Origin of the sequence: Paenibacillus curdlanolyticus YK9 (assembly GCF_000179615.1) — a bacterium.
Lineage (GTDB): Bacteria > Bacillota > Bacilli > Paenibacillales > Paenibacillaceae > Paenibacillus_T > Paenibacillus_T curdlanolyticus.
In genome coordinates this window covers 232,129-249,861 of sequence record NZ_AEDD01000010.1, presented here as the reverse complement: position 1 = coordinate 249,861, position 17,733 = coordinate 232,129, and the positions used below count along the sequence as shown (strand labels likewise).

The 17,733-nt window shown below is 51.5% G+C and carries 21 protein-coding genes; 8 read left to right on the top strand and 13 right to left on the bottom strand.

Annotation, left to right across the window (positions count from 1 at the left end):
* The first annotated feature begins 46 nt into the window (after positions 1 to 46).
* Positions 47 to 1,228 carry a DUF4062 domain-containing protein gene (locus tag PAECUDRAFT_RS18680; protein WP_006039695.1) on the top strand — a complete coding sequence of 394 codons (1,182 nt, stop codon included), beginning with the start codon at positions 47 to 49 and terminating at the stop codon, positions 1,226 to 1,228.
* The gene (locus PAECUDRAFT_RS18675; protein WP_006039694.1) at positions 1,225 to 1,497 is read left to right on the top strand and encodes a hypothetical protein; all 273 of its coding nucleotides are present in this window, start codon (positions 1,225 to 1,227) and stop codon (positions 1,495 to 1,497) included. Before PAECUDRAFT_RS18680 ends, PAECUDRAFT_RS18675 begins: the two co-directional genes overlap by 4 nt.
* A gap of 58 nt (positions 1,498 to 1,555) precedes the next feature.
* Here the strand turns inward: PAECUDRAFT_RS18675 and PAECUDRAFT_RS18670 are convergent, their stop codons facing one another.
* The 3 genes from PAECUDRAFT_RS18670 to PAECUDRAFT_RS25730 all read right to left on the bottom strand — a co-directional run bounded on the left by PAECUDRAFT_RS18670 (position 1,556) and on the right by PAECUDRAFT_RS25730 (position 3,725).
* Positions 1,556 to 2,419, bottom strand: a complete 864-nt coding sequence (locus tag PAECUDRAFT_RS18670; protein ID WP_006039693.1) for a hypothetical protein — start codon at positions 2,417 to 2,419, stop codon at positions 1,556 to 1,558.
* A gap of 109 nt (positions 2,420 to 2,528) precedes the next feature.
* On the bottom strand, positions 2,529 to 3,392 hold the full coding sequence (locus tag PAECUDRAFT_RS18665; protein WP_006039692.1) for an alpha/beta hydrolase: 864 nt from the start codon (positions 3,390 to 3,392) through the stop codon (positions 2,529 to 2,531).
* A gap of 18 nt (positions 3,393 to 3,410) precedes the next feature.
* Complete coding sequence (locus PAECUDRAFT_RS25730; protein ID WP_040713211.1) at positions 3,411 to 3,725, bottom strand: hypothetical protein; 315 nt, start codon at positions 3,723 to 3,725, stop codon at positions 3,411 to 3,413.
* A gap of 151 nt (positions 3,726 to 3,876) precedes the next feature.
* Between PAECUDRAFT_RS25730 and PAECUDRAFT_RS18655 the strand changes: the two genes are divergently transcribed.
* Positions 3,877 to 4,590 carry an HAD family hydrolase gene (locus PAECUDRAFT_RS18655; RefSeq protein WP_006039689.1) on the top strand — a complete coding sequence of 238 codons (714 nt, stop codon included), beginning with the start codon at positions 3,877 to 3,879 and terminating at the stop codon, positions 4,588 to 4,590.
* 79 nt (positions 4,591 to 4,669) lie between these two features.
* Here the strand turns inward: PAECUDRAFT_RS18655 and PAECUDRAFT_RS18650 are convergent, their stop codons facing one another.
* Positions 4,670 to 5,134: a MarR family winged helix-turn-helix transcriptional regulator gene (locus PAECUDRAFT_RS18650; RefSeq protein ID WP_324603686.1), complete on the bottom strand. Its 465-nt coding sequence runs from the start codon at positions 5,132 to 5,134 to the stop codon at positions 4,670 to 4,672.
* A 112-nt stretch (positions 5,135 to 5,246) separates the two neighbouring features.
* Here PAECUDRAFT_RS18650 and PAECUDRAFT_RS18645 point away from each other — a divergent pair, with 112 nt between their 5' ends.
* Positions 5,247 to 5,834 (top strand): NAD(P)H-dependent oxidoreductase, encoded by a 588-nt coding sequence (locus tag PAECUDRAFT_RS18645; RefSeq protein WP_006039687.1) that lies wholly within the window; start codon positions 5,247 to 5,249, stop codon positions 5,832 to 5,834.
* 165 nt (positions 5,835 to 5,999) lie between these two features.
* A complete protein-coding gene (locus tag PAECUDRAFT_RS24905) occupies positions 6,000 to 6,974 on the top strand; it encodes an alpha/beta fold hydrolase (RefSeq protein ID WP_006039686.1) in 975 nt (324 codons plus the stop codon).
* 62 nt (positions 6,975 to 7,036) lie between these two features.
* On the opposite strand, the gene PAECUDRAFT_RS24900 is transcribed toward PAECUDRAFT_RS24905, so the two are convergent.
* From PAECUDRAFT_RS24900 to PAECUDRAFT_RS18610, 6 genes are all read right to left on the bottom strand, one after another.
* Positions 7,037 to 7,858, bottom strand: a complete 822-nt coding sequence (locus PAECUDRAFT_RS24900) for an imm11 family protein (protein WP_144266581.1) — start codon at positions 7,856 to 7,858, stop codon at positions 7,037 to 7,039.
* Positions 7,859 to 8,027: 169 nt separating this feature from the next.
* Positions 8,028 to 8,852: an imm11 family protein gene (locus tag PAECUDRAFT_RS18630; protein ID WP_006039684.1), complete on the bottom strand. Its 825-nt coding sequence runs from the start codon at positions 8,850 to 8,852 to the stop codon at positions 8,028 to 8,030.
* 19 nt (positions 8,853 to 8,871) lie between these two features.
* Positions 8,872 to 9,549, bottom strand: coding sequence for a hypothetical protein (locus PAECUDRAFT_RS18625; RefSeq protein ID WP_006039683.1), 678 nt, complete (start codon positions 9,547 to 9,549; stop codon positions 8,872 to 8,874).
* A gap of 36 nt (positions 9,550 to 9,585) precedes the next feature.
* Positions 9,586 to 10,065, bottom strand: a complete 480-nt coding sequence (locus tag PAECUDRAFT_RS18620; protein WP_006039682.1) for a DUF7689 domain-containing protein — start codon at positions 10,063 to 10,065, stop codon at positions 9,586 to 9,588.
* Between the two features lie 186 nt (positions 10,066 to 10,251).
* Positions 10,252 to 10,899: a hypothetical protein gene (locus PAECUDRAFT_RS18615; protein WP_006039681.1), complete on the bottom strand. Its 648-nt coding sequence runs from the start codon at positions 10,897 to 10,899 to the stop codon at positions 10,252 to 10,254.
* Positions 10,896 to 11,384 carry an RNA polymerase sigma factor gene (locus PAECUDRAFT_RS18610; protein ID WP_006039680.1) on the bottom strand — a complete coding sequence of 163 codons (489 nt, stop codon included), beginning with the start codon at positions 11,382 to 11,384 and terminating at the stop codon, positions 10,896 to 10,898. The genes PAECUDRAFT_RS18615 and PAECUDRAFT_RS18610 overlap by 4 nt, the downstream gene beginning before the upstream one ends.
* Positions 11,385 to 11,683: 299 nt before the next feature.
* Here PAECUDRAFT_RS18610 and PAECUDRAFT_RS18605 point away from each other — a divergent pair, with 299 nt between their 5' ends.
* The gene (locus PAECUDRAFT_RS18605; protein ID WP_006039679.1) at positions 11,684 to 12,142 is read left to right on the top strand and encodes an SRPBCC domain-containing protein; all 459 of its coding nucleotides are present in this window, start codon (positions 11,684 to 11,686) and stop codon (positions 12,140 to 12,142) included.
* 107 nt (positions 12,143 to 12,249) lie between these two features.
* Positions 12,250 to 13,149, top strand: coding sequence for a MerR family transcriptional regulator (locus PAECUDRAFT_RS18600; RefSeq protein ID WP_006039678.1), 900 nt, complete (start codon positions 12,250 to 12,252; stop codon positions 13,147 to 13,149).
* A gap of 6 nt (positions 13,150 to 13,155) precedes the next feature.
* On the opposite strand, the gene PAECUDRAFT_RS18595 is transcribed toward PAECUDRAFT_RS18600, so the two are convergent.
* Positions 13,156 to 14,127 carry an NAD-dependent epimerase/dehydratase family protein gene (locus tag PAECUDRAFT_RS18595; protein WP_006039677.1) on the bottom strand — a complete coding sequence of 324 codons (972 nt, stop codon included), beginning with the start codon at positions 14,125 to 14,127 and terminating at the stop codon, positions 13,156 to 13,158.
* Positions 14,128 to 14,304: 177 nt separating this feature from the next.
* On the opposite strand from PAECUDRAFT_RS18595, the gene PAECUDRAFT_RS18590 reads away from it, so the two are divergent.
* Positions 14,305 to 15,285 carry an MBL fold metallo-hydrolase gene (locus tag PAECUDRAFT_RS18590; RefSeq protein ID WP_006039676.1) on the top strand — a complete coding sequence of 327 codons (981 nt, stop codon included), beginning with the start codon at positions 14,305 to 14,307 and terminating at the stop codon, positions 15,283 to 15,285.
* A gap of 216 nt (positions 15,286 to 15,501) precedes the next feature.
* Here the strand turns inward: PAECUDRAFT_RS18590 and PAECUDRAFT_RS18585 are convergent, their stop codons facing one another.
* Together PAECUDRAFT_RS18585 and PAECUDRAFT_RS18580 are read right to left on the bottom strand one after the other, a co-directional pair.
* The gene (locus PAECUDRAFT_RS18585; protein WP_006039675.1) at positions 15,502 to 16,722 is read right to left on the bottom strand and encodes a hypothetical protein; all 1,221 of its coding nucleotides are present in this window, start codon (positions 16,720 to 16,722) and stop codon (positions 15,502 to 15,504) included.
* A 153-nt stretch (positions 16,723 to 16,875) separates the two neighbouring features.
* Positions 16,876 to 17,520 carry a DUF2306 domain-containing protein gene (locus PAECUDRAFT_RS18580; protein WP_006039674.1) on the bottom strand — a complete coding sequence of 215 codons (645 nt, stop codon included), beginning with the start codon at positions 17,518 to 17,520 and terminating at the stop codon, positions 16,876 to 16,878.
* Positions 17,521 to 17,733: the final 213 nt, after the last annotated feature.

Here is a 17,733-nt window from a genome sequence, read left to right as displayed (position 1 = left end):
TGATATACTAGATACCACAATAAACAGATGCAAGGAGCATCGTGTTATGCCCATCCCGACTAAAGTTTTTATCAGTTCCGTAGCACAAGACGAGCTTTCGCCTCTGCGGGAGAAAGCATTTGCTGATCTGGCACGGCTCGGGCATGATCCTCAAATGTTTGAAAAAAACTTTGGACCATGGCCCATGAATGCCTCCGGTGTGAAGCACTGTCTGGACAAAGTATCGGAGTGTGACTTGTACTTCCTATACATGCACACAAGAGGCGGCAGTATGACGCCGAGTGGGCAAACGGTTACTCATCTGGAGTTTCTCCAAGCGGTTAAAGAAAATAAAGAGCTTATTTTGTACGCAACAGCTCCGATTTTAGACCACTATTTCAGAAACGTCCGATGGGCAATCAAAGGCTATCTGGAGAATCAAAAGAAAGCGACCGGTAAAATACCGGACAATCGGGAGGTTGTCGATTATCTCGAAATCCAATCGGAGCTGTCCGGCTCTTCCATACCGTCAAAGCATGTATACGAAATGTACGTGTGGGTCATGCTGCATGACATCATTGACAAGCATGGCTTATATGTCGAAGCGCTGCCTCTAGGCAGCGAAGTGCCATGGGAATCGTATTTGAGCGATAAGCTGAGGCAGGGGCTTAACCTTCTTCCTAAAGCTCCTGCATTAATGGAGAGCGTACAGCTCGCCAACCAATTTGGGCATTATACCGATTTTTCATTGCGGGTGCTTCTGGATCATCTGAGCATAACGGATTTCATAAACCTTCCTCGTTTGTTGAATCGGGTAATCAGGGCTTTGCATGGCGCTGAGATCACATACGGGCCCGTGAAGAGCGCGGTTGGCAGAGTAGAGAAGTGCTCGGCGGTAAGCTTATTTCATCAAGAAAGCCATATACTGAAGATAACGGGATTTGCCGGCGACACGGATGGCAACAGGGATTTCGATGTGAACGATCCGGATTCATTTGTCTCCTATACGTACCTTCATGTTGGCGAAGATACGCCCGCGTTATTCTATGATCAGTCCAAGCGAATGATTTACTTAACGTTCAAAATGAAAGAGTATGTCATCTCTTATCATTTCCCTGAAGCGACTCGATGGGATCAGCAATTGTTTGCCACCTACACCCAGGAGATCATTGATGGTATAATAAATGAACATGCGAATGATATGATATTCCAATTTATGAATTCAATCTTAGGGGGGCTGCAAAAATGAGCATGAGCAAGAAAGTCACTCGGATCATCCCATCGTCCAACGGGAAGTGGATACGTAAGACGGCTTCATCCGCAGCTCCTAATAAGAAAGTCATAGCCATTAATAAACACGGCGTGAAAATCGAGGTAATAAGCAAAATGCCTTCGTTGCCGAAGGATACCGTGTTATTCGCCGAGACGAAACGCCCGGCAGTGACTGCAACCAATCATAAGTTTATGCGTCTGAAGGCACTGAATGAAACCTTGGTGGACTTTATAATTACAAAATAGCTAGATAACAAAAGGCAGCCTTCGAGGCTGCCTTTCGTTGTATCTGCGAGCAATTGCCTTAGTAACGATCCATAATCAGCTGCGTCTTCAACGAATCCTGCGCGAGGAACCAGCCTTTGCTTTGCAGGTACGTGATCAATTCATCATGCTTCGCGGAAGCCGTTGTCGCGCTTGTCGTTTTGAACGAAGCTTCAACGATGTATTCCGTGCCAGTTCCAGCAGCGTTCAGGATTGGCCAAACTTCAATATACAACTGCATGCCGCTCCACGTGCCGATGGAACGTTTGGCAAGAACGGGACCGTAGTAGCGGGAGCTTTGCAGCATGCTGGTGCCCCAGCCGCTATAGAGCCAGTTGTTGAATTTGTCCGGCGCGTTGTTAATCATCAGGCTCCGCGCATCGGAGATCGAAGGCAGCTCCATGCCGCTGTAGCCGGATTTGCTGCCTGATTTTGTCCGCGTGATGCTGAGCGTTTTGTTCTGGTAGCCCCATTCCACCTGCGCTTCGTAATTCGTATCGCCGGCGTTAAATCCTTCGTTGTTTGCTTGCGTCAAGGCAGCATTAATATCGCCGTTAGCAATAGGGTAGCGTTTCTTATAGCTCAGCTCGAAGTCGGATTCGCCTTCCATCTTGCGAATGCGAGGGCTCCAGCCGTTCGAGTAAATGCTCTTCGTATTCGTATCGAGGAACGCGACGTTCATTTTCGTAACGGTCGTTGGCATTGAGAAAGCGGTCAGGACGGCGCTTGTCAGCTTAAAGTCCGATCCGAGCACGACGCTCGGGTTCATCAGCAGTTTGACTTCGTAATCGGGCACCATGTTCGATGCGGCATGTGCCGTGGCTGGCTGGAGGCCGGCGCCTGACAGGAGGGCGGCACCTAGCGTAACGGCGAGTGTAGCGGTCGTGAGCAAGCGTTTTAGCATAACGTAATAAACTCCCTTTCGGTATAGAAAATAGATTCCTAAAGTAGCGTAAAGGGAGAATGTTAGCGGATCATTACGGACAGCTATAGTGTTTGTAAATCGGAAATGCTCAGATTCCGCGCAAATGCGAACCGAGGAAAGCGAGAACAAGCGCTGTGTTGTCAGGTGAGGTGAAGGCAGGGCCACCGTGTCCGGCCCCTTCAAGAAGCAGGAGGGCGACCTGATCCGCTCCGATTGCGCGTTCGAGTGCCGCAGCGAAGTTCATGCTTTGCTCGACGGGAATAAGGACATCGGCAGTGCCATGTTGGATGAAAAATGGCGGGGCATCCGCCGCGACATACGTCTGTGCGCTTGCTTGGCGCACAAGATCGGGGACATCGGCTAGCGTGCCGCCTAAGTAGCGTGATTCCGGGGAATCAGCTGCGCCGTGATCCGGCTTCCCGATGCCGCTAAGTCGGAATTGGTCGTCCATCGCGTCGAACTGAATGGGACCGTACCAGTCGACGACCGCTTGCACGCGGCTGGAGACATGGCCGTTACCCATGCTGAGGTCTTCTAATGCAGCAATGCCGCCGGAAGTGCCAGCGAGCGCGGCGAGGCTTCCACCCGCGGACTCGCCCCACAATGCGATGCGATCGGGATCGAGCTGGTATGTGGAGGCGTTCGCGCGAAGGAAGCGGATCGCTGCTTTCACGTCATAGATGGGCGCCGGGAACTGCGCTTCGCCGCTGAGGCGGTAGTTAATAGAAACGACAGCGTAACCACGTGTGTTAGCGTGGAGTATGGGGGCGAGCGTATAATTGTCGGCTTTGTCGCCGAAGGCGAATGCGCCGCCATGAATGGCGATAATGACAGGCAGCGGCTTGTCTATGATGCGGTCGGCAGGCAAATAAATATCGAGCTTCTGCGCCTCGGATTGCGAGGCGTAAGGGAGATCCGCCCAGTCGGGGCGGCGGCGTTCATCGATTGGCATTTAACGGTCGCCTCCTGATTATTGGTTGAGTTCGTGCAGCTCGAAGGTATGGACATATTGCGCGATGATGTCTTCGACCGCTTTAAGTTCGCCGCTTACGACTTGATGGATGGCTTGCAGATTCTCGTCTTGCAGCTGTTTACGCAGGGTGTCACGCTTCACGATCAGCATTTCGTGGAACGCTAGCGCACGTCCGCGCCGAAAGGTTTGGGCAGCCATACGTCCTTCCCGCCCACCGTGACCGCCATCATGCCGATGGCCGCGTTCGCCGGCATGGCGTCCGCCTCTTCCGCCGCGTTCGCCAAGTTCTCTGTGGCTTTCTCGTTCACTCATGTAATCCCCTCCTAGTAGGTGTATACAAAAGTATACGACTGATGTATACGTTTGTATACATATAATTTAAAGGTGAATATTTATAGTTGCTATTTCACTCGTGAGATGGCATTTTTAATAGACACGAGAGAGTCATCTAAGGAGGGGGAACATGGGCCAAATCAAGCTTATCTTGTTTGATCTCGACGATACGCTCGTTCACTTTGATGATTATTGGGAAGTGAGCATGAAGGAAGCCTTTGCGCAGCATCATTTTACGAAGGCGATGGACACGGACCGCATCTACGAAATTTTTCACGAGATCGATCATCGACTCGTGCTGCAGCTAGATAGCCAACAAATTACAATCGAAGAGTTTCGCATTAAACGATTCGTCGAATGCATGGAGCAGGTGGGAGAGACGGTCGACGAGGCGACGGCGATCGATTTTGAAAACCTTTACCAGTCGATCGCGAAGCGAAACATGAAGCCGAATGAGGAAGTTAACAGGCTCATAGCCGAGCTGAAGCGCGAATATCGCGTCGGGGCGCTGACCAACGGCAGCGAGGAGTGGCAGTTGGATAAGCTGGAGGCCATCGGCCTCGGAGACGCCATTCCGGAAGAAACGTTATTCATCTCCGGGAGGATCGGGCATGAGAAGCCGACGCCCGAGATTTATCGCCATGTGCTGGAAGCCGCCTATGTAGAGCCCGATGAAGTGCTTGTCGTAGGCGATTCATGGACGAACGATGTGGCGGGTCCCATGCAGCAGGGGATGAAGGCGATCTGGCTGAACAAAAAGCAGCAGCAGGCGCCTTCCGAGCAGCCGCAGCCGCTTGCGATTATTAAAGAGCTGGAAGAGCTTCGCGCCTTGCTGCTGCCTTAGGCTTGCGCGTGAGCGACGAAGCGTAAAAACCCTGTCTCATTTTATGATGAGGCAGGGTTTTTGTCGTTGGATAGGATGGCTACGCCTTCACGCCATCCTCGCTGGAAGCGCGGAATAAAGTCGCTTGCAGCAGCTCGATCGCATCGTAAACCTGGTGCAGCTGTTCGTCGGATAAATGCTGAATGCGGTGACGAAACTTAACCTCCATTTGGCCGAAAGCCCCGTTCATGAACGATTGTCCTTCGGCTGTGAGGCGAATCGCCTGTTTGCGTTTGTCCGCGGCGTCGGCATATTTTTCGCAAAGTCCGCTATCGGTCAGCTTGCGCAGCTCGCGGCTTGCGTTAGGCATGGATAGATGCTTGCAGTCGCTGATCTGGCTAAGCGTCACAGGCTGCTGGACTGCGATATATTCCAGAATGCCATACTGGAGGGGCGTAATGTCCCCCATCGGAATGTCTTTGGAAAGCTCGTGCTGGGTTTCATGGACGGCTGTCAGAAATGCGATCATTTGTTGAAGCAGCATGCTCTTGTCCAATGGGATCACCTCTTACCGTTAACGATACCAAATCGGTTATCAAATAACAATTATCATTTGACAACTAAATAGTGGTGTGTTAGGATTTGATTATCAAATGATAACTAAATGAGGTGGCGCTATGAAGACGCTCATAATTTACACGCATCCGAATCATGAGAGCTTAAGCTATGCTTTCCTGCAGAAGGTCATCGAGGGCATCGGCGAAAATCCAAACGAAGACGAGATGCAGGTGCTGGATCTGTATGCGGAAGGGTTTAACCCGCTGCTCGTCTTCAACGAGAGCAAACGCAGAAGGGATATGCATATAGACCCTGAGCTGGAGCGCTATCGGGAGCAGTTGCTCTGGGCTGAACGAATCGTCATGATCTATCCGATCTGGTGGGGACGTCCGCCCGCGATGCTGTTAGGGTACATTGACCAAATGTTCGCTTCGAATTTTGCTTATCGGGATCATGGCGGGCTGCTGCCGGAGGGACTGCTCAAGGGCAAGTCGGTCGTGTGCATCTCCGTCATGAAAGGACCGACGCTGTATCCGCTGTACTGGCTGAACAACGCGCACAAGGTGCTGATGCGCAAGGCGCTTTTCCGCTACGTAGGCATTAAGAAGGTCAAGTTCTTCGAGTTCGGCGGCATGGAGAAGAAGAATGGACGGCAGGCGGAGAAGCTGAGCAAGGTGCAGCGGTATTTTCGGATGGCGAAGGCGTAAGGCGGTGCGCGTAGGATGTGGAGGGGCTTCCCATGGAGGGGGGCCCTTCCTTATTTTTTGATAAAGAATGAGGCAAAGTGCTCCCAAGCGGGCTTATTTTCTGGAAAAATGGAAACGAGTGCTAATGCAGCTGCGTTACAAGGCACAAGGGGAGGAATGAAGACGATGTGGAGATGGATGCGGAGAATCGTGCTTTATGCACTGGCGACTGTGGTGCTGCTAGCCGGCGTAGGCACGCTATACCAGTGGTACGGCTCGAAGCAGGATAAGAAGAGCTTCTACCCGGTCGGCAAGCTGTATGAGGTGAAAGGGCGGAAGATGCATCTGTACGCCGGGGGGACCGGTGACGTAACGGCGGTATTCGCATCGGGCTGGGGCACGCCGAGCCCTTATGCCGATTTTTCTCCTTTGTACGAAGGGTTGGAGTCGCATGTGAAGGTGGCCGTGTATGATCGGTTCGGTTACGGGTTCAGCGATTCATCGGGCGGCGTGAAGCGGGATATCGATACGATGACGGATGAAATCCATGAGCTGCTGGCAGTTTCGGGACAAAAGCCGCCGTATATTCTCGTCAGCCACTCGCTCGGCTCTTTGGAAATGATTCGCTATGCGCAGCGCTTCCCTAACGAGGTGAAGGCGCTTCTGATGATTGATAGCGGCAGCCCTGAATATTATGCGGCGTCTCCAGGCTATACCGCTATTCCGCTGTTCAATCGAACCCTGCGGGTGACGGGGCTGCTTCGCGCGTTGTATCAGTTCGATGGCTTCGCCGAATGGGTAAACAGCGAGAGCAATGGCGAGCGGCTGCTATCGGATGAGATGAAGAAGATTAGCAAGACAGCGATGCTGCTTAAGGTAGGCGACCGTGACATGACCGATGAAATGCGGCAAAGCACGAATAACGCCAAAACCGTTGTGGCAGGGCCCAAGCCGCTGCAGGTGCCGATGACCGTACTGACGGCGGATTATTTGGGTAAGCTGAGCAAGGATGCAAAATGGCAAGAAAGCCAGGCGGCGCTCCCCTCATGGTCGGTGAACGGCAAGCAGATTATCGTGAAGGATAGCTCGCATTATATTCACGGCTACCAGCCGGACGTGGTGGTGGGGGAGCTGTTGGAGCTGGCTGGGGTAAAGGAGTAGGAGCGCAGCGTGCGAAAAGAGGAAGACCCTTCAGGTTATGTGGCTGAAGGGTCTTCTTGTTATTAGTCCTCGAACGGATAGGGCTCCACTTCGTGCCAGCGGAGCTCCAGCAGAATTGGCGGATAATAAATAGGGTCGATCCAATCATAGTCGCCGCTAAACGTTAGATCGCCAAGCAATACGTTCCCAGTGGAATCGGCTTGCAGCTTCCATTTGCCGCTGGCCATCGCTTTGCCTGCTTCAGCCTGTGCAACCGCCTCATCGAAGCCAACTTCGGTTCCTTTATTGTTCTCGATTTCGGCTAAGTGTGCTTCATACTGCCTTTGGCGTTCTTGCTCCATATCGTCGGTTACTTCCGAGTCCCATACTTCTTCGAAATCGAGGCCTTTGAGCTTATGCTTCAGGACAAGGTCACGGAACTCGTCGGTGACGTAGATTCGAACAGTTCTTTCAGGTACTCGAAAGATGGGGGAGTTTTTAATTTTGTCGAACTGAAAAGCTGGCTTTTCATAATCCGCCATTTCGCCAGTAGAGTAGTATCTAAATTCTGTATGCTCATAATCCAAAGCGTCGATGACATTTGTCACATTAACCATATTGATTTCAAAGTCTGGCATCTCACTATGGTCAACTGCTAAAAATTCTACATGTTCGCCCACCAAAGGCTCCACGATAGTACGTGCCTTTTTGGAGAATATTAAAACGCCTGGGAGAATTGCTGGAAAGTCGTGTTCTTTGCCTTTTCGCTGAATAGATAACTTTATAGGTCTATACCATGAAGCCATTGGTTCGCCATTAAAATGATCGAGTACAGCATCTCCTTGCTCATCGCAAGTAGTTAACCTCATACATTTCTCCGAAGCTGAAAGTTTCCATACTTTCATTCCTTTCACCTTTGTTTCTTTTTATTTTTTGGATTTACCTAATTCCCACTCGCCATAAAATGTTTCTCTATAAGAAATAACGGCGTAAGGATAGTCTCCCTGCACCGTTATTTCATCATTATTTTGTTTTTTTCATCAAGCTGGAATCTCTTCCGCTAGGCATCCTCAATTACTCCGCAATCTCGCTCCGCCCCACTTCATGCCAATGAAGCTCCAATAGCATTGGCGGATAGACCATCGGTTCAATCCATTCATAATCCCCGTCAGGCATTAGCTCGCCTAGAATCACATTGGTGGCCGGATGAGCCTGCAGCTTCCATTTGCCGCTAGCCATCGCTTTGTCTGCTTCGACTAGAGCGAGCGCTTCTTGGAAGGATAGTTCCTCGCCTTTATTCCGTTCAATGATCGCGAGCCGGTCTTCATACTGCTGCTGACGGGCTTGCTCCATGTCGACCGTATCCTCAGAGCTCCACACTTCCTCGAAAATGAGCCCTTTTAGCTCATGCTTGATGACGAGATCGCGAAATGCATCGGTTACATAGAGGTCCGCAGGCTTCTCGGGCAACCGGAATATCGGATTGTGCACGACTTTATCTAACTGAAGCTGGAGTCTGTTAAAGCCAGATACCGTGCCGGTGCAGGCGTCATATTTAAATTCAGTGCGATCATGGTCCAGTGCATCTACGACGTTGGTTACATTAATCAATTCCACCTCGATGCCAGCAAGCTCACTGCCATTGACTTCAAGAAACTCTGCATAGGGGGTAACCAACGCTCGAAGCGCAGCTTGAGCCCTCTTAGAAAAAAGTAACGTTCCTGAGGATAGATTCGGAAAGTCTTCTTCCGTTCCTACCCGCTGAACTTTCAATTGAATAGGTTCGTAGCAGGAGGACAACGGTTCGCCTTTGAAGCGTTCATGAAAATGGGTATCCTTGTCGGAGCAAACGTTAAGCAGCAGCGACCTAGCCGAATTCCAAAGCTTCCATACTTTCAAATCTTAGCACCTCATTCGTTTATTTTTTTGATTCTACGTAGCTTCTGAGTTTTTCAAATTGGGCTTTGTGTTTCGTTGCCCATTCTTGATCGATCGTTTCTGCCGAAAACGTACTGATTCCATTGGCGCTGTTGAGCAATGCATTTACTGTCGGTGCAATGTCAACATTGCCCTGCTCGATTTGGTCAACGATGAATGGCAAAGCTGGAGTCCCTAGCTCCCGCAAATCGCTAACTTTTTCATCTGCAGATTTGGAGGAGCTCACGATTTGCTCTACTTTGGCCGGGATCGCCTTCAAATGCGACTTCCATTTGACGGAGAACTCGTCTCCTGTTGACCATGAACTGTCGCCCGTTCGCTTCAGGCTCACTTTGGAGATTTCCTCGGCAGCGATGGAAAGCAGATAGTCGTTCAAGCCGCTGCCCGGCGACTCATCGATTTTTTGCTCCAGCACAGGGAGGGCATCGTTGCCGAGCGCGATAATGTTTTGAAATTCAACGCTTCCTTTTATGTAGTCATAAGGATTGCTGCTGAAGGAGAGAGCGGTTTTATTCTCGATTTCCTGTCGCAGCCTGTCGTTGAACGTTTTCAAATTATCGTCGACTTGCCTTTCAGTAGAAGCAGCGTTAACGGACATGGCAAAAAGCAGCGTAGCTACAAAGCTGGCAGCGAATAAGCCGATAGAGAGTTTTTTCATTACTAACACCTCATTTTATATGTAATAAAAGCGTCGTTATTTGTAGGTTTTCACCTTTGCCCCATAACTAGAAGTGTTGTAAGGATCCCAGTTTAAGGACTGAAGACGCTCTAATTGGCCCCATTTTGCATTGACGTAGTTAACGTCGGAAGGTTTGCCGAAGTGCCCGATGCTGGAGCTTGTACCGTAAGAGATGATTTTCACTTCGGATGCAGTAGTCGTAGTCGTATAGCCTCTGCCGGACAAGTAGGTATCCACTTGGGCAGAGGTTGGATTCGAGCTGCCCCATGGCCATACCCAATTGGACGTATCGCCAAGGGCATAAGCCAAGGAGTTGTAGCTCGAGCTGGCAGCAGCGAGATAATAGTAGTTGCCGGAGGTTTTTACAGCTGCTTCGTAAGTTGATTGCGGTTGAGAGAATAGTCCTGCATCATAGCCAGCATAGGCTGTAGCGCTTCCGGCTACTACGGCTGTTATTGCAACTGCCGTAGGCAAGATTCTTTTTCTGTTGATCATGTAAGTGACGCCACCTTATATTAAAATTTTTCCAAAATAGGTCTTTGGTTATATTAGCACCTATTTTAGTAAATTTCAATATAAAAAACATGACTTTTATGAAATAAACGATAAATGTATAAAAGTTTTAACTTGACAATAATGAATTTTGGGGTTATTTATATTTATTTTGTGTTTATTTCATGATTAGTTATAGGTGAACTTTCCTTTGTAATCTACGCTCTTGTCGGAAGTAATCTCGATCTTGCCCTTGCCGGCTACTCTTCCATTCTTGTAAAGCGTTAACTCAACGACGCCTTCGGCGGCAACTTTAGGCGGGTTTCCTTCTTCAAGCGGCGTCCAGTAAACCGTATTGCCAGGCGCAATGGGCGTATCGCTGTTCAATGGCGTTATCTTGGAATCTGCGGGGTTCCACAATAGCAATCGTCCAGTCGAGGCATGCAGCCGGATGCTGTCCGCGTCTTTACTGTTAATCGTTATGGGGAATCCGGGCGTGCTGCTCATTAACACGGAATACCGGCCAAGCGGAAACGTGACATCGGGCTTAACGGGAATAGGAGAGCCGTCAGCCGCATACGCAGTCAGAATTAAGCTTTGAACAAGACTGGGGGACTGATGATCCTTTTGATTCATAAACGGCGGCGCTACAAACGCTATGAGCATAATTAGAAAGCAAGCCGCGGCAATGACGGCGAATCTCTTTTGAACGGTAAAACGATAATTTTCGGAGATTGTAGACACTGACAAGACGTTATGAAGTATTTTTTCTTTTGTTTTGTCATCCAGCTTGATTGCATTCATTTGGGTAACATACTTATCCTGAAAGGTCATCATTCCATTCCCCCTAGCATCTTCGTTTTGAGCAGCTCCTTCGCGCGCTTGAGCTGTGTTCGAACCGTCCCCTCGTTTAGGTTTAAAATCTCAGCGATTTCATTGCCTTGATAACCTTCAAAATAATAAAGATGAATGACGAGCCTATATTTTCTAGGGAGTGTAAGGACAAAGGATACGACGTCGAATTGATCATTGGACGTTATGGAATAAAGATCATCGGAAACAGGAAGGAACCATCGTTTCCATGGGCTTCTGATTGCGTCTTTGCACGTATTTATCGTTACCCGGATGACCCAGGCTTTCTCATGCTCGTCATCGTTAAAAGAGCGCATGTGTCTAAAAAGCTTAATATAGACATCCTGGCACACGTCCTGAGCATCCTGCCGATTACGTAAGTAGGTAAGCGACAGGCGGTATATCATATCTCCATATTTATCGATTAGGTTTGCGATGTACGCATGACTGCTGCTAGTAGTGGCGTCCATTGTGCTCCTCCTTTTGCCGTAACACGTTTCAAAACTCGAAAATGTTTCAAAACGTTTCTAAGTTAGAAAAATTTGTTTTGGAGAAGTGTAAATCTCTTTGACCTTCGATTGATCCCCCTTGCACATTGTACAAAATACAAAGATTTACTGCGTATTTTCCCCGCAACGATCCGGTTGCAGACCATTTGCGGCTGTCGCGTTTTTACAATACCCGCCATACGGCAGTCGAGTATAGTAAAAAAACAAGCAGGTTGCATGTGCGATGCTGCACAGTTTGAAAGCGGAATGGAGGATCACGAATGCCGTTAGCGGATCTGAAGTATGAGCTGTATATTGGAGCCACACTGGAGGACGTATGGAGCATTTTCACTGTATCGGAGAAAACTAAAGCGATTTTCTTTGGCAGCGAGTTCCGGTCGACCAACGAAGTGGGCGCCCCGTATCAATATGTTGGGCCAGGCAATGACGGCGACGAGACGGTGCATGTGTATGGTACGGTGCTCGCTTACGAGCCGAATCGCCTGATGAGCTACACTGAGCACCCGGGACCGTCCTATCGGGAAAATCATGCGGAGCTGGAAACCCGAATTACGCTATCGCTAGAGACGGTTGGCAGCTGTACGAAGCTGACGCTGGTGAATGACCAATGGCCGGACGGCCACCCGTCCTATGAAAGCACCCAGCAGAGCTGGCCGATGATTCTAAGCAATATCAAAACGTACGCCGAGTCGGGCACAACGCTGGACTTTGGCTGGTAAGCATCCAGACTTCCGCACAACGATAATAAAGAAGGGTCATCCGCAGCAGGCGGGTGGCCCTTCTCGACTTGTTTGATTTGATACTCAGTTAGGAAGGATGACAGTTCGTGACGCAATTGATCAAAATCGGACTTTTCTCGACGATCGCCCAGGTGACGATTCGAACGCTTCGGCATTACGACGATTTCGGGCTGCTGAAGCCCGCCCATATCGATCCGGACACGAGCTACCGCTACTACACATTCGACCAGCTCATTCGGCTCAATCAAATTCAGGCGTTCAAGGACATGGGGCTTGCGCTTGATCAAATCGCGGACTTGCTCAACCGGCAGCAGCCCATTGCAGATACGATTGCAACGATAGAAGCCAAGAAAGCAGAACTCGCCCGCGATATTCGGGAAAAGCATGAGCAGCTAGGCCGCCTCGAGGCGCGGCTGCATCGGCTGAGTGCCTTGGAAGGACCGCCAAAGTATGAGGTGGTGATGAAGCAGGTGCCTTCGCTGCATATCGTTGCCCTGCGTCGGATCGTACCGACGCCGCTGGATATGCCTGCGTACCGCTGCCGCATGTTCGATGAGCTGGATGGATGGCTGGATGGGCAGGCGTTCGAGGTGCAGCAGGAGTATGTGCTGTACCACATGACGGAGTTCGTGGAGACGGACTTTGACATTGAGGTTGCTGTCGCCGTGAGTCCGCCGAAAGCTAACGGCAAGCCGAAGATGTCGCTTCAGACTGTTACGGCTGGCGCAGCGGTGCCGGAGGCGATTCGACGCTACGAGCTGCCGAGTGCGCGACTCGTTGCCAGCGTGGTCCATCAAGGGGCGTTCATGGACGTGAAGGACGCGCTGCTGGAGCTGTTTGATTGGATGGGCATGAACGGTTACTCGCCAATCGGTCCCGTGCGGGAGCTTCATCTGTTCGGCCGCGAAAACCAGTGCGTAGACCCGCAAAACGTGATCGTCGAGCTGCAAGTGCCGATTGCCGCCAACGAGCGCGTTGAACGATAGATCAGACTAGAGGCCGAAGCGTTGCCGGTACCACTGCAGCGTCCGCTGCATCGCGGTTCGGTGCGGCGTAACCTGATGATGGGGGAACGCAGCCATAAACTTGCCGTGATCGACGATGAAAGGCTGCTCGAACTCATACATAATCTCTTTAAATTCTTTCATAACCGGCATGAATAAAGACAACAAGCTGACGCCAGTGCGGGAGAAGCTGCGTATTCTGCGAGCAGCGCCGAGCTCCTCAAACAATACGTGCAGCAATTGCCGCGTCGTTAAAGTCTCAGCGTTTGGAACATGCCAGATTTCCCCCAACGCCCGGTCATCCTGCCCCAGCGTGACTAGCCCGCTCGCAAAATCTCCGATATACGTATAGGTGTGCGGCATGTCGCAATTGCCCAGCGCCTCGACGGGCTTGCCTTGCAGCGCAAACTTGAATACGCGCTCGCCGAGCCACGATTGAAGAGCGCCGGGACCATAGAAATCGGAAGCGCGGCCAATTGCGACGCGGACCTTTCCTTCCTGATGAGCCTGCATGAGCCGGCTTGCCATTGCTGCGCGCGTTACGCCCTTAGGTCCCTCTGCCCGATGAGGCAGCGTCTCCTTCAATACCCCGTCAGTCTTTCCGTACATATATAGATTATCTGCAAAGACGAGCTTGGCATCAGCGGCAATCGCTCCCTCCAGAATGGACGCCGTAAGCGTCGGAAATTCTGTCGGCCACTTCGTATAGCCCGGCTGCGCGCAGTGATAGACGACAGCAGCCCCGTTGCACGCTTGAATCGCAAAATGAGGATCGGACACATCGCCTTTCACCACGGAGACCTTATCCGATAAGCCTGCCCCCTCTTGGAGCCGGCCGCTCCGGCTTACGAGACGAATATTCGTTTCCCCACGCTGCAGCAGTTCCCTTGCAATAGCAGCGCCGACGGCGCCTGCGCCCATAATGACATGAGCGTTCGCGTTATGGTTCATCCTCATCATTGTTTCCCCCTTGATTTGCTTCATGACCTCAGCATATTGTCTTCCGTAGCGAGAGAGTCAAGGGGAGCTTTGCATCTAATTTTATAAGTGGTAGCTGGCCCCGAATTTTGCAAAGGGGGGAACGGTTCCATTATGATAAAAGGAGCAAAGTAGAACCGACTGCAAGGGGGAGCGCCAATGTCCGTTAAATCCGTCAAATATGTGAATCAACAGCCAACGAGTATGAGTACGAGCGTGCAATCGATGCTCGCGATGATTCGTGACTATGCGCGCATGCGCACGCAGCTGCGTCCGCAGCAGCAGGTGCCGATCGTGCCGATATCGCTGTCGGCCTCGCCCGATGAGCGAGTGACGCGGGTCGCATGGTTCGGCCATTCGGCGAGCCTGCTCGAAATCGAAGGGAAGCGAATCCTGCTCGATCCGATGCTGGGGCCGGCATCGTCCCCGTTCCCGATTTTCAACAGCAAGCGATACAGCGGCGGGCTGCCGGTGAAGGCGGAAGCGATCGGGCAGGTGGATGCTATTTTTCTGTCGCATAACCATTTTGACCATATGGATCGTGGCAGCATTAAGAAGCTTGAAAGCCGCGTAGGGCACTTCCATGTCCCGTCGGGCGTCGGCCGATACCTCCAGCAGTGGGGGATTGAGGAGAGTCGGATAAGCGAGCACGGGTGGTGGGATGAATTCGAATTCAAAGGCCTGAAGATTGCCTGCACGCCTGCTCGGCATTTCTCGGGCAGAGGACTAACGGATCGGGATCGATCCCTATGGTGCTCATGGGTGTTTAAGGGTCAGAGTGCGAGCGTGTTTTTCAGCGGGGACAGCGGCTATGCGCCGCACTTCAAGGATATTGGCGACAAATACGGCCCATTCGACCTGACGCTGATGGAATGCGGGCAGTATGATGAGCGTTGGTCTGCGATCCATATGATGCCGGAGGAGACGGTGCAGGCGCATCGCGATGTCCGCGGCGATGTGCTCGTGCCTATTCATTGGGGAGCGTTTACGCTGGCGCTGCATGCTTGGACAGATCCGGTGGAACGGGCAGTTGCCGCAGCTGTGCAGCATGGCGTAACCATTGCGACGCCTCGCATAGGAGAGTTTGTTGCCGTTAGCGAGGATAAGACGCAGATCCCGGCCGCAGCTTGGTGGCGCTAATAATTGTCATACTATTGTACTTTGTACAATGAGCAAGGGAAAGTTGGTCCACCCCCAAGACTTCCGTTGCAGTTCATGCTGCTGTGCCAACCAACGTCGTAGTCTGCGCTCCACGCTGCGCTAATCGTAATCACTGCAGCGCAACAAAAAAAGGGATGCCCCTTAGCCATCGCGGCTTCGGGACATCCCTTTTTAGCGTATGGACAACCGTCGCAATTACTCCGTTACGAGAATAACCTCAGCAGCCGTTTGCGGGGGCAGTGACGCCGTCATCGCCATGGAATGGTAGGCAATGATGCGCATGCCCGGCTTCAATTCGACATCGCCAGCCAGTGATGGAATGATAACCGTTTTGTCCGAGAGATGGAGTACAACGTCGTTATTCTTATCGCTGTCGGAGCCGACATTGACGTATACTTGGTTTTTATTCGTGGAATCTGTTGCTTCGATCGTGCCGATGATTTTAGGCGCTTCCGCTTTCTTCACGACGATTTTGTCGGCATGCGTTTGAGCCGGGTAAATCATCGTCATCATTTCGCCGTATGTTGCTTCTACGCGCGTGTCTGCTTTCAGGGCGTCGGCTGTCAGCGCGACACCGTTCTCATCGACGATTTGCGTATCTTTATCGACGCTCAGAATAACATAGTTTACGCCGCCCTGCGGAAGCGGGCTGCCTATAACGGTGATTTTGCTGTCTGCCGCATTCGCATTCGTAATGATGCCATCCGTGCCTGGCGCTTCATGAGCCGTCTCTTCTCCTGCCATTGTAACCACCACATAGTTTGTTGTCGATTGCGGAGGAAGGCTCATCGTTACGGCTGGGCCGTAAAACGCTTTGATGGTCATGCCGGCTTTAATCTCGCTGGCTTGAATCGCTTGTCCGCTTTCGTTCAGCAGTTGGGCTTTAGGCGCAAGATGGAGAATGATGGTGTCCTCCAGCCCAGAGTAAAGATTGGCGCCTTGAACGGTGATGCTGCCTTCCTTCACTTCGGTAACCGTTCCGTTAATAGCGGAGAACGTGTAGTCCTGCACCACGAGCGTCAGCGCAGTGCCGCGAGCGGGGATGCTCTTTGTAATGTTCGGGCCATAAAAGGCTTTCACAGCGCGCTGTTCGTCGATCACCTTCTTCAGCGGAACGGTGCGGCCTTTGCCGTCGATGATGCGCGTGTCTTTCGTGATGGCGAGAACAATCTCGCTTTGATCGGTCGCAGCGAGGCCGCGGCCCGTTACCGTGACGAATTTGCCTGATTTATCGTTGACGAAATTTGTAATAAGGCCTACAGTGGCAGGCTTAACGGCTGCTTGGTTCTGAACGTTGCCTTGTCCGGCATGAATAGGAGCAGGCGGTACGCTCTGCTGCTGTGCGAACGCCGCGATTGGCGAAAGGCTCATGGCAAGAATAGACGCGGTTGCGATTGCTTTATACATTTTGTTCATCTGTCAATCCTCCAGTTGTTGGTGTGCCGTTCGTAATCCTAGACGGGATAGCGGAGTAAATGTTGCATGTAGTCTAACAAAAAATCCGGAATCCCTTGTGTGGACTCCGGAAAGCGGCGAGTTTACGAGTGGCAGGGCATTCCCTGCGTCTGGCTAGCCATGCCGTCTCAGCACGCGTCGGCTATTGATCATTTCGGCCGCAAACAGGTTGGGCACCCATGCAAGCCAAGCGATGACCGTGAAGGTCTCATTCGTATCCGTAAGGCTGAATAGCGCGCCTGCCAATGGGGTGTAGATCCGCAGTGTAACCGCTGCACAGGTCAGCGCGTAGTTGCGGGTCATCCAGCTGCCATGCGCCAACGGGTCGCGATCGACGATAATGCTTTTTAATGCGCGGTACAGGGTGTAGAGCCATAGCGCCGATAGCATGCCGAAGCCGAGGTGGCCGCTTAAGCCGCCGTCTGAATAATAGGCAAGATAAAGCCCGGTGATGCCGGCAATGACGAGCATGACGCTGTAAACATATCCTACAAGACGGTGAAGCTGTGGCGATCGTTGACGGAGCCGCTTTACGAATTGCAGCCAGCCGATGCCAAGCGCCAGTCCTGCGGACATGGCGTGCGCCCAGAGAACGCTATACCACAGATCCGGCATCGGGCCTTTCTCCGATGCGAATGGCTGATCCTTCACCCCGTCAGGCGAGCCATAAAATGCAAGCGCGTAAAGTCCGATCGCCACTGCCAACACGGCCAAAATACCGAATCCCCCTGCCCGTCCGCGGCTTCCTTGTTTGTTCATACCTTAACCTCCTAAAGTCCATGTGATGCATGTGCAGCATAAATAATTAACTAAACTTTACCACTGCCGGAGAAGGCCATGAAGCGGCTAACGGCGGAGTGCGGCCTACGTCGGGAGGCGGGGAAGGTCGAGGGCGACGAGGCTGGACCTATAGATAAAAAGGAGTCCCCTGCGCCTGCATGGCATAGAGGACTCCTTGCTGATTCGTTTGGT